This is a genomic window from Mesorhizobium sp. WSM4829, assembly GCF_055811475.1.
This window is the reverse complement of the sequence record NZ_JBVVQJ010000005.1, coordinates 130858-146735: the sequence shown is the minus strand read 5'-3', so window position 1 is coordinate 146735 and position 15878 is coordinate 130858. Positions and strand designations below refer to the sequence as shown.

Here is a 15878-nt window from a genome sequence, read left to right as displayed (position 1 = left end):
TCGCATACCGCACGGCGCATGACGGAACCGACACGAACGACAATACGGCAAAGGCTGTATGCTTTTTTGATCGCAGGCCTGGGCGGGCTGGCCGCATCGGCAATCTCGTTTTCAATGACGCTCTACGAAGCTGCCCATCCGCCAAAGGTGCCGGTTGTGCAGGCAGGCCAGCAAATCGATGCCGGTCGCTGGTTTGTGACCTTGCGAACGGCACGTGTCGGAACCGTGCCGCCGACAGGCATTCCCCCATCGCGGCCGGTGCAGCTTGTGATGGTGGATATGGATTTGGTGAACCGTTCCGCCACCCCCAACAACGTGCTCCATCGCGTCGTCACGCTCAGCGCGCCGGCGCAAAAGCTGCCGATGCCAACGGCTTATCTCGATCGTGACAAGTATCTGGCGGGATATTTCAATCCCAACATGCCGGAACGCCTGACCATGGCCTGGGAGTGGCCGGCCGGTGTGCCCGTGCCCGACAAGGTGACGATCACCGTCACCGGCCAGATCTACAAGTTGCGCGACAATGTCTACGGCGCAAGCGGGTGGTTCGACCGTGATCCGGTTGCGACGGTCGAACTGCCGGTGGAGAAGGCGCCATGATGCGCATGCTGCGTTCGGCGCTGACGCTGCTGTTGGCTGCCGCCGTGCTCTACGGCATGCAGCACACGCGCCCGCTGTACAGCGACATTACATCGCCGATCGTCGCTTCGGGCGGCATGAACAAGCGTGTGCAGGCCCGCGCCTTCGCGCTTTCGCTGGACAGCGCCAGGGTGGCGCGTGTGCTCAACGTCGAGACCTTCGGCAAGTCAAAGACCTACACGAGTTCCGGCGTATGGGTTGTGGTCGAAGGCGAGGCCGAGGCAAAATTCAAAACCCTGGGTCTCACATCGGGCGAGTGGCTGAGCCGTAGCGGCATCCGTTATGTCCTGACCGACCGCCTGTGGGCGACGATCGAAATGATGCCGGGCGATGTCTACCAGCCCGGGCTGCCACGCCGCGTCCTTCTGGTGTTCGAAGTGCCGGAGCATGCCGTCGCCGGCGGGACCGTCGTGGTCGCACCCACAAAATTGCTGCCGCTCGACGACGAGATCCGCATCGCCACGACTGTTTCCGGCAAAGACATCGAGCCGGCAATCACCATACGCCGCAACGAAGAAATGCCGCCATGGACAGTTCTCCCGCAAAGGTGACGTCAACGCGCCGAGGCTACTGGCTGAGCATGATGGCGCTGGTGGTCGCACTGCCTGCCGCGCTGGCCGTGCAGACGTGGGGAAGCATCAAGGACTGGCGCTCCCAACATGTGCGCCGGCCGCTATCTGCGAGCCTGGGACAGCCGATCGATTATGCCGGCGCCAGTTGGACCGTGACACGCTTCACCAGACTGGCAGGCAGCGCGGGCAGCGCCGTCGTGCTTGCCGAATTCGAAGCTCTCGCTGCTGACCCGAAAGCGCTCGGCTCGGTTCCATGCGAGGTGCGGCTTTCCGATGGCAGCGGTCGCGAATGGCGGCCAACCCTGTTTGCCGATCCGGTGGTCAGGAAGCAGTATCCGGAGGCCGAGCAACGGTCCCTGTGCGGCGGCATGGCATTCGCGGCGACGGAGCCCGGCAAACCGGCACGGATGGCTGCCAGTTTTTCGATCCCACCTGCGGCGAGCGGCCTCAGGCTGTCGATCGCCCTCTACTCGGCGCTGCCGAGTTATCTCAGCGTCGGCGAGCCGCGGACCTGACGCCATTGTCTGCGCCAGCCATGGCGACCGCGGTCTCGAGCACGGCTGCAAGCAGCGCGACCCGGACCGCGTCGAACAGGATTCCTCCGTCGAGTTCGCTTGGGCTGCCGATGAACAGGCTGATGGCATCGGCGAAGACCTGCCAGGTCCCGAGATCGTGCGCTCCGATCAGCCTTGTCAGGCCATACCATGTCCAGGCGCCGGCCCATGAGACGGCCTGATAGGCGATGACGAAGGTGACAAGCGTGGCCAAGCCGGCACTGAGCGTCAGCTTGACGCAAGTCCAGACCGGCGAATAGCGGCTGCGGTAACCGCCAACGAAGTGAGACGCGAAATCCTTCAGCCACTTCTGCCAGGAGGTCGCTTGGGATGGCGCAGGACCGGAAGCGGCCGGCGCGGAAAGCTCATAGCCGTTGATGATCGCTGCCATCACCAGCCAGACAATCGGCAACAAAGCGAAAAAGAATAGATTCTGAAGCTGCTCGCTGAAGGGAAGCGGCCGGAATTCCACGGGAACAAACTGGCCGGCCGCGGCCGCCTGACTTACCGGCGCAAGCAAATCGAAGCTGAGCTGTTGCAGAGCGGCGCCTGCGCCAAGCCAGCGGATGAACTGGTCCTTCCATACGCCGAGCGCGTAGAGGCCGATGAAGACCCAGGTTGCGTCCGTCGCCACGATCAGCAGCCGCCAGTAGGGGTGAGACGCCCGCGCATTCAGTCGCTTGGCGGCAAAACGCACCAGCCAGCATATGACGATCGACAGTGCCACGCCGCTTGACTGAAGAATGGCGAAGATGTCGACGCTCTTGCCGAAATCGGCCTGGGCGAGCGCCATGCGCGAATATTCGCGAACCGTATCGCCAAGAAAACCCCAGGCGGCATAATAGGCGAAGAACGGCAGGATCGCAGCAGCGGTAATCGCCAGGACCGGCTCGCGCCTTGTTTCGTCGACTGCCTTTTTGGCTTTTTGCCTCAGTGCCGCCACCGCCGGCATATGCGGCCGGAGCACCACGAACATCATGACCAGCACCGTCAGCTTGGCGAGTACCACCAGCGACAGCATGACCATTCCGCCCAGCGGGAATTGCAGGCCGATCGTCACAGCGCCCTGAAGCAGCAGACCACGAGCGATCATGCCCAGGCAGCCGACAAGCAATAGCTGCGGCCAACACTGGACAAGCAACCGCGCGGTTAATGCAAGCGGCCGAAAAATATCCTCAATTGCCGTGGTCAAATTCAAACCACCTGGAGTTGAATACGATCGTAGGTCCTTGCAGGCGATGGGAGCTGCGGTTCAACCATGGCGTTCGGCCTCCGTCAAATAAGCTCATGGCGCAGCCATGCTCGGCCAAGTTGTTTCCGGGCGATCGGGAATCCCTATCAACTTCCAAATCAATTCATCAATTCGCCAAAACCCTTTGGAATCACAGGGAAGTCGAACCTGGCTCTTAACCGCATAAGCAGCGTTGAGTTATTGCCATGCCCCGTGCGCAGTCAATAGCTTGTGCTTTTCGAAGATCGCCAGTTTCTGCGGATAAGTGATCCGCACCTTGGCGTTGCACCCGTCGCATCTGAAGTGGGCGATCGTTTTCAGCGCAGAGCCCTTCCTTACCGCCGGATGCGAGCAATCCGGACAAGCGAATGTGAGGGCAACATCAGACAGGTCTTCGGCCAAACCCATTTCCATCTCCTTCGCAAGCGCTGTGGCTACACTCTGGCGAGACTCAAAAGGCAATTACGATGCCAATCCGGCTGTGCCAAAGCGGGACTGGAACGATTCGTCAGGGAAAGCCGCCAAGCTAGCGCGCCTGTTCTGCGCCCTTTGAACGACGAAGCGACCTGACCTCCTCCAGCAGTTCGCGCTCACTGGTCGTAATGTTTCGGAAGATTGCGACAATCAACACCGCCAAGGCTTCGGCATCCCGGCTCAAAGGGTCGATGTGTTCATCTGCGCAAACCTGATCGTACACGCGTTCGCAAATAGCCAGATCGTGAGGGCTGAGGCGGGTGCGATTGAAGCGCCGGTGCGGCATTGCGAACCTTCGAGGCTCGCTGCCCGTGCAAAAGAAGCGGGCCTTTGCACAAACGCGAACCGTTGAGTGGTTGTTCCCGGCTGCAAGCTTCTGTTGCACCGACCACCGGCAGGATCCGCGTCTCGCCTCCACGCAATTACGCCAACGTGGCCTTCGTGGGATGGCGTATAAATCCGTCTGTGGTCGTCATTTGACGACTGTTCAAAGCGGTAACCGTTGAGCATTCTCAGCGCCAAGCGCGGGGCCGGAGATGTTTTTCAAACAGAATCCACAGAATCCAATGGATTATATAGCGGACGATCCCATTATCCGCTGCGATATCGCAGATCGGGTATTAAAGGCCGCCGAGAGCGATGGGAATCTGCCGATTGCGTGGCGCCTGTACAGATCGCCGCAAGTTGCAGAAAAAACCCGTCAAACCCGCGCGGCTCCTGGCATGCCCTCGGGGCCGGACACGATGGTGCGCAGCCGAGCGGCCGGCGCCGCTTGGGGGGCGTGGGGTAAGAACGCTTGACGGCGCCGGCCAGGCGGATTGGGGGGTCCGCCACCGCTGGATAGTACCGATCTTGGCAAATCAAGTAATTCCGTTATCGCGGAATGTCAGGAGCCGGTCGACAACGCTCAGTCCTTTGCATCGTCATCGTCTTGCACAGAGCCATCGTTTTCATCCGCCGGGCTTTCATACCCGGCCAGCTGCCGGTCGGCCACTTCTTTGGCGAGGCCCACCAAGGCGTCGACCTCTTGCATCTGGTCCACATGACCGCCATTGGCGACGTGTTTCCGGATCCTCTTCAGTTGGTCAGAGGTTCGTCGCAACGTTTCGGCGATTGACAGCTTCTTGGCCACGCCTGCATCTCCTGCATCCCAACCAACCATCCAGAAGAGCAAGCGTTCCGGCGCGAAACCTTTTGCGGCAAAAAAGTCGATACGCCATCGACCCGCTCGATACAGCCCCTCTCAACTGCGAACAGGCTGTCCCGGCATCAAAAGGTGCGCCGCAATGGGTCAACACGTCTGGCACCGCAATTGCGTGGGCATCAATGGGGGGCGAGTGGGGGGCCCCGCCGCTTCGCAAAAGGAGCGGCGGGGCTTTTTTTGCGTTTTCAGCCATTATCCTTCATTGGCAAGTGCTCAATGATGCAGCACCTCGCCAAAGATGATGCCGCTGATGTGCTTGTTGGTTCTAATCCTGAAAGTCCGCGCCTTCCATTGAGCAAGTTCGAGTGGCCCGGCAGCTCTATTGGGGGACTGTCAGCAGGCCGCCGGGCCAAGACCGCCAGCGTGCTTAAGAGGAGGCGCTGTGCTGGCTGAGCAAAACCTGCGCTCAAGTCAACGCAATAGCATCATTCGAACGAACACTTCCGTCCATCCAGATCTCGTTGTTTTTGATGCCGGCTTCGACGCAGGGCAGGTGAGGGGCGGGCGCCGCTGACTTCTTAGTCGCCTTCGATGCCAAGGCCCGCTTTCCTTAGCGAGCCGAGGAAAAACTCGACATCTTGCGAACGGGCCAGCCGCGCCGAAACCACCTGGCGCATGTTCTTCACCAAATCAGGTTGATTTTGGTTCAGCCATGCGACCTCGCGATCAGCCGCGATTTTGTATCCTCCCTCGCCGAAAACGGCAGCGGCAAGCAGATGATAGATCGGATTCGACGGAAATGGCGATTTGTTGATCCACATGGCTGCCTGCGTATAATCCCCGCTGAAATAGGAGCAAAGGGCCAGATCCACGTCATAGTAGCCTGACCCCGGGTTCTTCTGACGCGCCTCCGCTATCAACTGGCATCCGTCATGCCAATTTCCAGAAACCGCCAGGCGCTCTCCATATTCGCCCATAAACTCGGTGTCGTTCGGGTTGATGGTCAAAGTCTGCTTGCCCACTTTCAATGCGGCATCGATCTCCTTGTGGAAATAGAGCGCAACCATTTCCGCCTGGCGGCCCCGGATGTTGACAGGGTCAAGCCCCACAGATCGCCTTGCAGCCGCCAAGGCGCGTTCGAGCGCAGCGGCGGACTCTGCCGGGTCGCCTGAAAACTCGAATCGGTAATCATCTATGTAGATCAGCGAGAGAAGACCCCAGGCCGTGGCGTAGGTCGGAAAGCGGTCCACCGCCTTCTCAAGGCACGCGCGTACCGATGACCGGCTTTCTGCATCGACACCGACCCGATATGCGTAAAAAGAAAGCGTGCAAGAGTAGGCGGCCCAATCGTCGGGCGGATTGACGACGTGGAGATTGGCGTCTGCCTGGAAGATGACGCCATATGCCTGGGCCAGGCTCGATGACACATTACGCGCGATGTCCGTCTGGACCTCCATAAGCTGCGCCACTTTCAGCCCGCCATCATAGCTTTCTGCCCACAGAACCGAGTTGTCCGCCCGGTTGAGCAGCCGGACCCGAAGCCGGAAGGCATCGGTCGACAGGTTCACGCTTCCGGCCAGGACAAATCGTGCCGGCGAGATCGATGGATCCTCCCCCTTTGCGGCCGACTCCACGACCACGATATCCCTAAATTTGGAAAGCTGGCTGACGACTTCCTGCCTCAATCCACTGGCGATGGCCCTGGAGGCTTCCGTTCCTGAAAGGTCGTCAAACGTCTCGACCAGCAGTCGCGGGATCTCAGGCGAAGTCGGGCGAACGTCGCTCCTCGCCAATCCCAATGCCAGAACAGCCAATGCCGCGACGATTGCCGCAAGAGCCACCGTCAGCCAAGATGCCTTCATCCATCGAGCAGGGGGCGGGACTTTCTCCGCTCGGTCGACAGGCAAGTCCGGCTCGATGGTCTCGAGGGGCGATCGCACCGAGAACGTTGGAACGTAACCGCCTTTCGCGATCGTGATGAGAATAGGATCGTCGTGTCCGGCAGTCAGGTAGTATCGCTCGAGCCCGCGCCGGAGGTGGCCGGCCTCGATGCGGACAATCGGATCCGTCTGCGGGTCGAAGGACATGTCACGGCCGAACACTTCGACTGCGATCGAATAGGCCTTGATACGATCACCGCGACCCGCCAGCGTCTCCTCCACCACATGGCTGAGGAAGCGGCGCTCGCGACCGGTTGCATCGAAGTCCGCGCTGTTGAGGATCCGGGCAAGCTGGGCACGGCAATCCTCTGGGGCGAGCCTATGCTCCCTCCCTGTGGCTGGTTCGGCCCGGATCACCTTGGTTCCCTCACCTGACGTTCTGGGGTGACTACTCCCCAGTTATATTTCATTTTTCGCCGGTTACCTCTGGTGCGTAATTTATATCCGCGAGCCTGTTCTTGCAATACTCCCAGTAGTCTGAACGGATAACGCTGGGCGACGGGGACGGTTCGCGCAAAGCGCCGGCGGATGGCAACGGATCGATAGGCAGGCGACCTCACCGACAGCGGAGTTGGAATTTGCGATTTTATAGGGCTTGGCGCCGATCGACTCGCTACGAGATGTCCAGAAATTACCCTGTTGCCCACGTAACTTACATTCCGCAGCCGCCTCCATGCGATAGGTTACGGTGGTCCAGGGAAAAACACGAATCTGCGCCATGAGGATGGACGACGAACCGGCTGATAGACAAAGAGCGGTCTCGGCGGCGGTGCGTCGGTTCCCGCAATTTGAGTTGGCGATCCATCGGCTGATGGGCCGAAGTGAGGGTTTTCAGGATATTTGCGAGGAACTTGCTGAGGCGGAGCTCGCACTCTTGAGGATCGACATGGTCCCGCCGGCATTGCGCGAGACTAGACGAGCCGAATGGCAGGAACTGGTGGATCGGTTGGTTGGGGAGGTCGGAGCCGTGCTGCACGCGGATGCCGCCCGGAAACCGCACGTCATTCCTTGGCCGCCACGCCAGAACTGAGCCGAGGCTGGCTTGGAATGGCAATCGACCTGCGTGCGGTGTTGGGCGGTAAGCCCCGACAGCTTCGGATTCCGCACGGGAATCAGCCTGCTGTTCCCGAAGTAGGCCCGGCACTGTCCGTCCGTGACAGCAACAAAATGAACCGCTGTCGACATGAAAGACGATCGGAAACCGATATCCATTAGCTGAGCGGCGCGAATAGATATAGGTTGTCACTGCGGGCGCGATCGCATCGGACATAAAGTAGACGACGGAATTAGAGGGGACTTCGATATGGGAATCATCCGAGCTCTCGTGTTGGCTTCGGCGGGAACAGCGGCAGCGCTGTTTGCGGTGCCGGCGATCGCTGCGGACGCTGCGACGCAACTTCCTGAAGCCGCCCCCGTGCCTGCTGAAGCCGCGCCGGCCTGGACCTTCGCCGCAAAACCCTATTTCTGGATGGCAGGCATGAAGGGCAGGGTCGGCGTCAGGGGCCTGTCGCCGGTCGATATCGACGTCGATTTCGGCCAGATTTTCGACCACATCGATTGGTCTCCCCCGCCGGTCATGCTTGCCGGTGAGGCGCGCAATGGCCGCTACGCTCTTTTCACCGACTTCATCTACCTGGGACTCGAGGCCGATGGCACGTCGCCCGGCCCATTGGCTCTTTTTTCGGCCGAAGCGAACGTGGACACGGTGGTGTGGACCGTCGGCGGCTCCTATCGGGTCGTCGACAATGGCACCGCGACCCTGGACGTTCTGGCCGGCGGACGGCTTTGGCACCTCGATGCGGATCTGACCGTTACTGGCCCTCTCGCCGTAAGGGAGGCCAGCGGCAGCAAGACCTGGGTCGACCCCATTATTGGTGTGGCCGGCGATGTTGCTCTCGGCAACGGTTTCGGGCTCCACGGCGAGGCGGATGTCGGTGGCTTCGGCCTTGGCGCCGACATCGATTGGCAAGTGCAGGGCACGCTTCAATACCGGTACAGTGATTGGGTCACGCTGGAAGCGGGCTATCGCTACCTTGCCGTAGACTACGACGACGACCGATTTGTGTTTGACATAGCAATGCAGGGACCAATCATCGGCGCCAGGTTTCGGTTCTGATTATATCTGAGCCTGGGACGGCTTCGAACGGGAGAAGAGTTTGGGGAACTGTTTCGTGAGCCCGTCCAAAGTCGGGCGTATCAGCAACGTCTTGTTGGCATCGGCGTTGGTTGGCCTGCTGTGGGGGTGCGCGTCCCGTCCGACGAATGTGCTGCTGCCCGTGGCCGACACCTCGCCTTCCTCCAGCAAGGTGGAGATGCTGGTCACAACGACACGCAGTCGGTCCTCCAATCCGGCACAAATGTATACGGGCGAGCGCGGGCTAGCCCCCTCGTTCGCCGAAATTACGGTTTCGATCCCTCCGCCATCCGTCCGCAAGGTTGGAGAGGTCGCATGGCCCAAGAAGCTGCCATCAAACCCGGCGACTGATTTCGCCGTCGTGCAGGCCCAGGAATTGACGCTCGAGACAGCGAAGGGGTGGCTTAGCGCCTCGGTCAGGAAGAGCCCGGATCACAGTGTCCTCGTCTTTATTCACGGATTCAACAATCGCTTTGAAGACGCGGTCTATCGTTTTGCGCAGATCGCAAAGGACACGGACACGCAGAGCGTCCCGATCCTGGTCACCTGGCCCTCCCGAGGCAGTGCGCTGGCGTATGGCTACGATCGTGAAAGCACCAACTACACGCGAAATGCGCTTGAACTGCTGTTCCAATACCTTGCACGCGATCCCCAGATAAAGGAAGTTTCGATCCTCGCCCATTCGATGGGCAACTGGCTTGCGCTGGAAGGCTTGCGCCAGATGGCCATCCGCAATGGCGGCCTTCCGGCGAAGTTCAAGAACGTCATGCTGGCCGCGCCTGACGTCGACGTCGACGTGTTTCGCACTCAGATTGCCGACATGGGCAAACAGCACCCGCAGTTCACCCTCTTTGTCTCGCAGGACGATCGCGCGCTCAAAGTTTCGCGACGGGTCTGGGGCGATATTCCCCGGCTCGGATCGATCGATCCGGAACAAGCTCCATACAAGGAAGATCTCGCCAGCAACAACATAACCGTCATCGATCTGACGAAAGTCAAATCCGGCGATCCTTTGCATCACGGCAAGTTCGCCTCGTCACCGCAGGTCGTGCAACTGATCGGGGCGCGTATGGCCGGCGGCCAGACGTTGACCGACAACAGGATAGGCCTGGGCGACACCATCATTCACGCAACGACCGGTGTGGCGGCAGCGGCGGGCAGCGCGGCAGGGTTGGTGATTGCGGCACCTGTTGCAGCTGTCGATCAAAACAGCAGAGAAAATTTAGGCAACCACATCGGCGCCTTGACGGGTTCCCAGGCCAGCCAGAAATCGGGTGCTGGCAAGAAATGCTTTGGCTCCGCCACAAAAGATTGCAAGAGGTAGCCCCTCGGTTGGCCTGCGCGGCGTAATTTAGAGGTTCGTCTCCGGCTCTAAGTGGCTCGGCAAAACTGTGCTAGGGACCGCTCGAATTGCACAGTGTCACTGATCGTATCGAAATCTTCTCCACGGTCCCTTTGGTGCCGGATGTTTTGATGAATTCGCCGGAGCGAGAGCATCGTCGTGCGACGTGATCGGCTCGCAATCGATGCTCACCGTAATTTTGGCACGACTCCTCACACGCTCAGCAGCGGCTTTGTTGTTGCCCTGTTACGTGCTTGCCCACGTAAATTACATTCCGCCCCGGATCTTTGGGGCCTACCATCCATGCAGGAGCGAAAGAAGTAGTCTTCGAAGTATCACACTCGAATGGCTCTGATGCGAGATGCTGTCGTCTTGGACCGAACCATGGATGCGACAGCAGGGGGCGCAGGAAAGCGTATGATATTGCTCAGGGAGCCTCTGCTGCATTTTGCCGTCATCGGTGCGATCCTGTTTGGCGGCTTTTCCTGGCTGAACGACAGGCGTATCGAAGCCACAGCCGCCGAGCCGATCCGGATCGGTGAAGGCGACGTGCGCTGGCTCAAGCAGACCTGGTCGAGCCAATGGCTGCGTGAGCCAACCGCCGATGAGCTCAAGGGTCTTGTCGACGATCTGCTGAATGAGAAAGTGATGGCGCGCGAAGCGCAGGAGATGGGCCTTGAGCAGGACGACACCATAATCCGCCGCCGCCTGGCGCAAAAGCTGAAATTCCTTGTCGAGGACACGGCCCAGCTTGCCGAGCCGACCGAAGCGGAACTGCGGCAGTTCCATGCCGCCAACTCTGCACACTTCGAGACGCCCGGAAAACTCTCGTTCAGGCAGGTCTACTTCAACCCGGAGCATCGCAAGGATGCCGCGGCGGACGCGACCGCCGCGCTGGGTGCGCTGTCAGCGAATACAGAGGACGGTTCGACCGCGGGCGACCGGCTGCTGTTCGGCGACAGCTTCGCCGATACCGACGCGTTGGCGCTGTCCGGAATGTTCGGTGCCGATTTTGCGCGCGCGGTGTTTGCACTCGAAGCCGGCGGATGGCAGGGGCCGATGAAATCCGGCTACGGCTTTCATCTGGTGCTCGTCACGCAGCGTACAGCGACGGCGCTGAAGCCCTTCGAGACGGTCAGGGATGCGGTCCTTTCTGAGTGGCGCTCTGCGAAGCAGACCGAGTTGAGCCGCGATTATCTGATCGCGCTGCGCAACAAGTATGGCGTCGAGTTGGACGACACCACGAATGCGGTATTGGGGCCCGAGCCCGCACCGAAAGTGGCCACGCAATGAACCCGCCGACCAAATGGCCTGCACTCGTCCGAGGTTCCCGCGCCGCGACGCAGTGCGTTCGGCTGGTTGTGCTGACAGCGGCCATCGCCATGCTGTTCTCGGAGGTTGCCTCGGCGCACGAGGTGCGCCCAGCCTACCTCAGCGTTCAGGAAGGGGCGCCGAACGAGTTCAGCGTGCTGTTCAAGACACCGATGCAGGGTGACGCGCGACTGGCGCTGTCGGCAGCATTCTCGGGCAAGGTCGAGAACCTCACGCCGGTCGTCTCGCGCCCGACTGGCGACGCAATGGTGCAGACCTGGCAGATGCGCGCGGTCGAGCCGTTGGAAGGCCAGGTGGTATCGATTGACGGGCTGCAAAACACGATGACCGATGCGCTGGTGCGCGTCGAGTTCGCCAGCGGCGACGTGTGGATCGAGCGGCTGACGCCCGGCGCCCCGGAAGCGACGATTCCTGCAACTCCAAGCCGCTGGTTTACGGCCGCCGCTTATTTCAAACTTGGCGTCGAGCACATTCTGTCAGGCTTCGATCATCTGCTTTTCGTGCTTGCCCTGCTCATCATCACCGCGGGCTCGTGGCGGCTCGTCAAGACGATCACCGCCTTCACCGTCGCGCACAGCATCACGCTCGCGCTGGCGACGCTCGGCTTTGTTAACGTACCCTCGCCGCCGGTCGAGGCGGTAATCGCGTTGTCGATCGCGTTCATCGCGGTCGAGATCGTCCACGTACGGCAGGGGCGCAGAAGTTTAGCCGCTCGAGCACCCTGGCTGGTAGCATTTGCTTTCGGGCTTCTCCATGGCTTCGGTTTTGCCGGCGCCCTTGGCGAGATCGGACTGCCGGCCGGGCAGATTCCGGTCGCGCTGCTGTTCTTCAACCTCGGCGTTGAAATCGGACAGCTTCTTTTTGTCGGAGCCGTGCTTGCGCTGGTCGCACTGGGGGTTCGCAGGCGATCGCTGCCGGCCTGGCTGGATCTCGTGCCGCCATACGCTATCGGCACGATTGCAATGTTCTGGGTGATCGAACGTGTGGCGACCTTTTGAGATTGTCGGGAAGGGCGGCATATGAACACCTCGCGCAGGGATCGGCGAACCGGGCTGACAAGCGCAGCACCGGCATCGCTGATGTGCATGATTGTCGCGGCGTTCCTGCTGACCGCGACGCCGGCGCATGCTTGTGCGCTCTGTATGCCCTATCCCAAGGTGACGAATGCCGACCAGGTTGTCGGGAGCGGCACGGCGGTCCTCGCGCGCGAGAATCCGGCAAGACCTTTCTCCTACGCAGTGCTGGAGACATTCAAGGGACGCTATGACGGCAGCGCCATCCCTCTGTTCCTCGATTCGACGACGGCCCGCGCCCTCCAGCTGTATCCGGCTCTCCAGGTTATTCTTGTCCAGAACGGTCCCGGCGGGGCCTGGAGGGCGCTTGGCCTGGCGGGGCGCGAGTATCAAAGTGTAATGCGCCAGGTGGCGCGATGGGACAAGCGCTCGAAGACGCTGGCCGAACGCGCGGTGTTCTTCGCCACTTACCTGCGGCACGAAGATCGCAGGCTCGCCGAACTGGCCTTCCTCGAGGTCGCGCGCGCGCCCTACGCAACGCTGCGCGAACTCAAAACAAGAGTTGCGCGTGACGACATCTATCGAATCGTCAACGACTTGTTTCACGTCGAATGGCATGGGCTCTACATCCTCATGCTCGGCATGTCGGACCGCCCGGACGACATCGCATTCGTTCGCGGAAAACTGAAGACCGCGGCGGAGTACGGGCTGACAATCAATCTCGGTGCCTATGCCACTGCGCTCATCGAGATGACGGGCGCGGACGGGGTGACGCGGCTCGCGGAAGAATACTTTGTCGAGCCGGGCCGAAGTCATGCTGAGCTGCTCGAAATCGTGAAAGCATTGTCGGTGCAGGGGACGGGCGGGGCAGTCGAACTGCGGTCCGCGATCATCGAAGCTTACGGTCGCCTGCTCGCGCATCAACCCGAGCTTGCCGGGAATGTCGCAAATGACCTGTTCGATTGGAAAGTGGTTCGTTTCGTGCCCCGGCTGCGTGAAATTCTGAATGCCGGCGTTGGCCTGGACGAAGCATCGCATTTCGCGATCGCTCTGTACCTTTCAAGCGCTGATCAAGGCGAGAGTTCCAAGGCCGTGTTCACGCGGTCCGGTGGTCTCCGATGACCGGTTTTCCAGGGAATAATGGCTTGGGCATGCACCACAGTTGGAGGAGGACTATGATGAGAACGTTCGGACTTTTGCAGTTTGTTTCGGTCGCCGCTCTTGGAACAGCAAGCCTGACAGGCGCGCTGCCCGCTGCGGCGCAGGATACCCTGCTGGATTCCGGTTCCTTGGACAAGGGAACCGCCGACCAGCTCTATCCGGCCAAACGGCCCTATTCTCCCTGGGCCGGGCGCAACTTCCCGACCCGGCCGCTGTTCGGCGACACCCACACCCACACATCCTTCTCCTTCGATGCCGGCGCCTTCGGTGCGCGCCTTGGACCGCGCGATGCCTATCGCTTCGGCAAAGGTGAGGAGGTGATGGCTTCGTCTGGGCAATTGGTGAAACTGTCGCGGCCGCTCGATTTCCTGGTCGTCACCGACCATTCCGACAATATGGGCTTCTTCAACGACCTGTTGGCCGGCAAGCCTGATATCGTGGCGGACCCCAAGGGACGACGGTGGTACGACATGATCCAGTCCGGCCAGGGCGCCGCTGCCGCGATCGAGCTCATCACTGCTTTCGGTGCAGGGGAGCTCACCGGGCCGCTGCTTTATTCTCCCGACTCCGCCCCCTATCGCTCGGCATGGCAGGAGACAATCGACGCGGCGGAGGAGGCGAACGATCCAGGCCGCTTCACGGCGGTCATTGGCTACGAGTGGACCTCCAACACGAGCGGCAACAACCTGCATCGCAACGTCATTTTCCGCGACAATGGCGATCTCGCCCGCCAGATCGTGCCTTTCACCGTGCTCGCACCGGGCAGCGATAATCCGCGCGACCTGTGGAAGTGGATGGCGGCCTATGAGGAGAAAACCGGCGGCGACGTGCTCGCCATCGCCCATAATGGCAACCTTTCCAATGGCCGCATGTTCCCGATGATCGAGCCGGGCGTCGACAAGCCAATAGACCGCGAATATGCGGAGACGCGCGCCAAGTGGGAGCGTCTCTACGAGGCGACACAGATCAAGGGCGACGGCGAAACGCACCCCTTCCTGTCGCCAAATGACGAATTCGCCAACTTCGAGCGCTGGGACAAGGGCAATCTCGACCTGACCGTCGTAAAGACGCCCGATATGTTGGAGTTCGAATATGCGCGCTCGGCCCTGAAGAACGGGCTCAAGCTGGAGCAGGAACTCGGGGTGAACCCCTACAAGTTCGGCATGGTCGGCTCGACCGACGCGCATACCGGGCTTGCTGCCGTCGAGGAGGACAATTTTTTCGGCAAGACATCCAGCAGCGAGCCGGGGCCGGCCCGCGCCACGCACCCGTTCGTCAAGACCGAGAAGGCGACCATTATGGGCTGGGAGCAGACCGCTTCCGGCTACGCGGCGGTCTGGGCGACCGAGAACACCCGCGAGGCGATCTTCGACGCGATGGCACGCCGGGAGACTTATGCCACAACCGGATCGCGGATGCTGGTGCGGCTCTTCGGCGGCTTCGATTTCGTTGAAGCCGACGCCAATACCCGCAGCCCCGCCTTCATCGGCTATACCAAGGGCGTGCCGATGGGCGGCGATCTCACTGCCGCGCCGGAAGGCAAGGCGCCGACCTTCCTGGTTGCAGCGCTGAAGGATCCGATCGGCGCAAACCTCGATCGCTACCAGATCGTCAAGGGATGGCTCAATGCTGCGGGCGAAGTGCAGGAAAAGGTCTATGACGTTGCGTGGTCGGGCGACCGCAAGCCGGGCGGCAAGGTGCCTTCGGTCGGGAGCACTGTCGATGTCGCCAATGCCATCTGGACCAACACGATAGGCGCGCCGGAACTGGTCGCCGTCTGGGTTGATCCCGAGTTCGATCCGGCCCAGCGGGCGTTCTATTACGGCCGCGTGCTGGAAATCCCGACGCCGCGTTGGACGGCCTATGACGCCAAATATTTCGGCGTAAAGATGCCACCGGAAGCGACGATGGAGATGCAGGAGCGCGCGTACACCTCGCCGATCTGGTACAATCCGGCGGGCTAAAGGAAACGCCGGATTTTGCTTGGCTGTTGTTGGGGCAGGCGGATCGTGCGCCGCCTGCCAAGACAGGAAGGCTCAAACATGCGACAAGCTCCTTCCTCAAAACGACCTGCCTGATTGTTGTGTTGCCGGTCTGGCTCATTGTTCTGGCGCTCATTTCATTCGCGCCGAGTCGGATCAAGTCCGCGATCGAGCCGCTGAGCCAGCAAGCCCCAGGCAGTCGCATAGTTAGGAAATCGCTCGACCGCTTTCCCAAGGCAAACGCGCGCTCCTGCGCTGGCCTTGGGAACGAGGGCCACCCGGTATGCCGTTGGCGATCCGGTGGACTTGGGCACGACAGTCTTTCCGCGCAGGGGTTTGAACTTCCTTACTGCGGAGGCA

At 60.8% G+C, this 15878-nt stretch carries 17 protein-coding genes; 11 read left to right on the top strand and 6 right to left on the bottom strand.

What is annotated here, in order from left to right; translation table 11 throughout:
- Positions 1–156 precede the first annotated feature (156 nt).
- From AC0L17_RS07160 to AC0L17_RS07150, 3 genes are read left to right on the top strand one after another with little or no spacing between them, the layout of a single operon-like run.
- Positions 157–600, top strand: a complete 444-nt coding sequence (locus AC0L17_RS07160) for a hypothetical protein (RefSeq protein ID WP_473515294.1) — start codon at positions 157–159, stop codon at positions 598–600.
- Entirely contained in the window at positions 597–1190 is a 594-nt protein-coding gene (locus AC0L17_RS07155; protein ID WP_473515293.1) for a hypothetical protein, read from the top strand. Before AC0L17_RS07160 ends, AC0L17_RS07155 begins: the two co-directional genes overlap by 4 nt.
- Complete coding sequence (locus AC0L17_RS07150) at positions 1166–1726, top strand: hypothetical protein (protein ID WP_473515292.1); 561 nt, start codon at positions 1166–1168, stop codon at positions 1724–1726. The genes AC0L17_RS07155 and AC0L17_RS07150 overlap by 25 nt, the downstream gene beginning before the upstream one ends.
- On the opposite strand, the gene AC0L17_RS07145 is transcribed toward AC0L17_RS07150, so the two are convergent.
- The 5 genes from AC0L17_RS07145 to AC0L17_RS07125 form a co-directional block, all read right to left on the bottom strand.
- Positions 1701–2858: a hypothetical protein gene (locus AC0L17_RS07145; RefSeq protein ID WP_473515291.1), complete on the bottom strand. Its 1158-nt coding sequence runs from the start codon at positions 2856–2858 to the stop codon at positions 1701–1703. The two genes, AC0L17_RS07150 and AC0L17_RS07145, sit on opposite strands and share 26 nt — an antisense overlap.
- Before the next feature lie 336 nt (positions 2859–3194).
- Positions 3195–3404: a hypothetical protein gene (locus tag AC0L17_RS07140; protein ID WP_023801824.1), complete on the bottom strand. Its 210-nt coding sequence runs from the start codon at positions 3402–3404 to the stop codon at positions 3195–3197.
- A 118-nt stretch (positions 3405–3522) separates the two neighbouring features.
- On the bottom strand, positions 3523–3756 hold the full coding sequence (locus AC0L17_RS07135) for a hypothetical protein (RefSeq protein ID WP_473515290.1): 234 nt from the start codon (positions 3754–3756) through the stop codon (positions 3523–3525).
- 621 nt (positions 3757–4377) lie between these two features.
- Positions 4378–4602: a hypothetical protein gene (locus AC0L17_RS07130; RefSeq protein ID WP_473515289.1), complete on the bottom strand. Its 225-nt coding sequence runs from the start codon at positions 4600–4602 to the stop codon at positions 4378–4380.
- A 590-nt stretch (positions 4603–5192) separates the two neighbouring features.
- Positions 5193–6299, bottom strand: coding sequence for a hypothetical protein (locus tag AC0L17_RS07125; RefSeq protein WP_473515288.1), 1107 nt, complete (start codon positions 6297–6299; stop codon positions 5193–5195).
- Positions 6300–6608: 309 nt separating this feature from the next.
- Between AC0L17_RS07125 and AC0L17_RS07120 the strand changes: the two genes are divergently transcribed.
- From AC0L17_RS07120 to AC0L17_RS07105, 4 genes are all read left to right on the top strand, one after another.
- Positions 6609–6929 (top strand): hypothetical protein, encoded by a 321-nt coding sequence (locus tag AC0L17_RS07120; RefSeq protein ID WP_473515287.1) that lies wholly within the window; start codon positions 6609–6611, stop codon positions 6927–6929.
- 349 nt (positions 6930–7278) lie between these two features.
- Positions 7279–7584 carry a hypothetical protein gene (locus tag AC0L17_RS07115; protein ID WP_473515286.1) on the top strand — a complete coding sequence of 102 codons (306 nt, stop codon included), beginning with the start codon at positions 7279–7281 and terminating at the stop codon, positions 7582–7584.
- A gap of 273 nt (positions 7585–7857) precedes the next feature.
- Positions 7858–8670: a porin family protein gene (locus AC0L17_RS07110; RefSeq protein ID WP_473515285.1), complete on the top strand. Its 813-nt coding sequence runs from the start codon at positions 7858–7860 to the stop codon at positions 8668–8670.
- A 55-nt stretch (positions 8671–8725) separates the two neighbouring features.
- Positions 8726–10012: an alpha/beta hydrolase gene (locus AC0L17_RS07105; protein ID WP_473515284.1), complete on the top strand. Its 1287-nt coding sequence runs from the start codon at positions 8726–8728 to the stop codon at positions 10010–10012.
- 70 nt (positions 10013–10082) lie between these two features.
- Here AC0L17_RS07105 and AC0L17_RS07100 read toward each other — a convergent pair whose 3' ends face one another.
- Positions 10083–10211, bottom strand: coding sequence for a mechanosensitive ion channel domain-containing protein (locus AC0L17_RS07100; RefSeq protein ID WP_473515283.1), 129 nt, complete (start codon positions 10209–10211; stop codon positions 10083–10085).
- A gap of 236 nt (positions 10212–10447) precedes the next feature.
- On the opposite strand from AC0L17_RS07100, the gene AC0L17_RS07095 reads away from it, so the two are divergent.
- The 4 genes from AC0L17_RS07095 (at position 10448) to AC0L17_RS07080 (ending at position 15500) form a co-directional block, all read left to right on the top strand.
- The gene (locus tag AC0L17_RS07095; protein WP_473515282.1) at positions 10448–11323 is read left to right on the top strand and encodes a peptidyl-prolyl cis-trans isomerase; all 876 of its coding nucleotides are present in this window, start codon (positions 10448–10450) and stop codon (positions 11321–11323) included.
- 89 nt (positions 11324–11412) lie between these two features.
- Positions 11413–12360 carry a HupE/UreJ family protein gene (locus AC0L17_RS07090; RefSeq protein WP_473515361.1) on the top strand — a complete coding sequence of 316 codons (948 nt, stop codon included), beginning with the start codon at positions 11413–11415 and terminating at the stop codon, positions 12358–12360.
- A 21-nt stretch (positions 12361–12381) separates the two neighbouring features.
- Positions 12382–13497, top strand: a complete 1116-nt coding sequence (locus AC0L17_RS07085) for a hypothetical protein (protein ID WP_473515281.1) — start codon at positions 12382–12384, stop codon at positions 13495–13497.
- A gap of 53 nt (positions 13498–13550) precedes the next feature.
- Positions 13551–15500 (top strand): DUF3604 domain-containing protein, encoded by a 1950-nt coding sequence (locus AC0L17_RS07080; RefSeq protein ID WP_473515280.1) that lies wholly within the window; start codon positions 13551–13553, stop codon positions 15498–15500.
- Positions 15501–15878 lie beyond the last annotated feature (378 nt).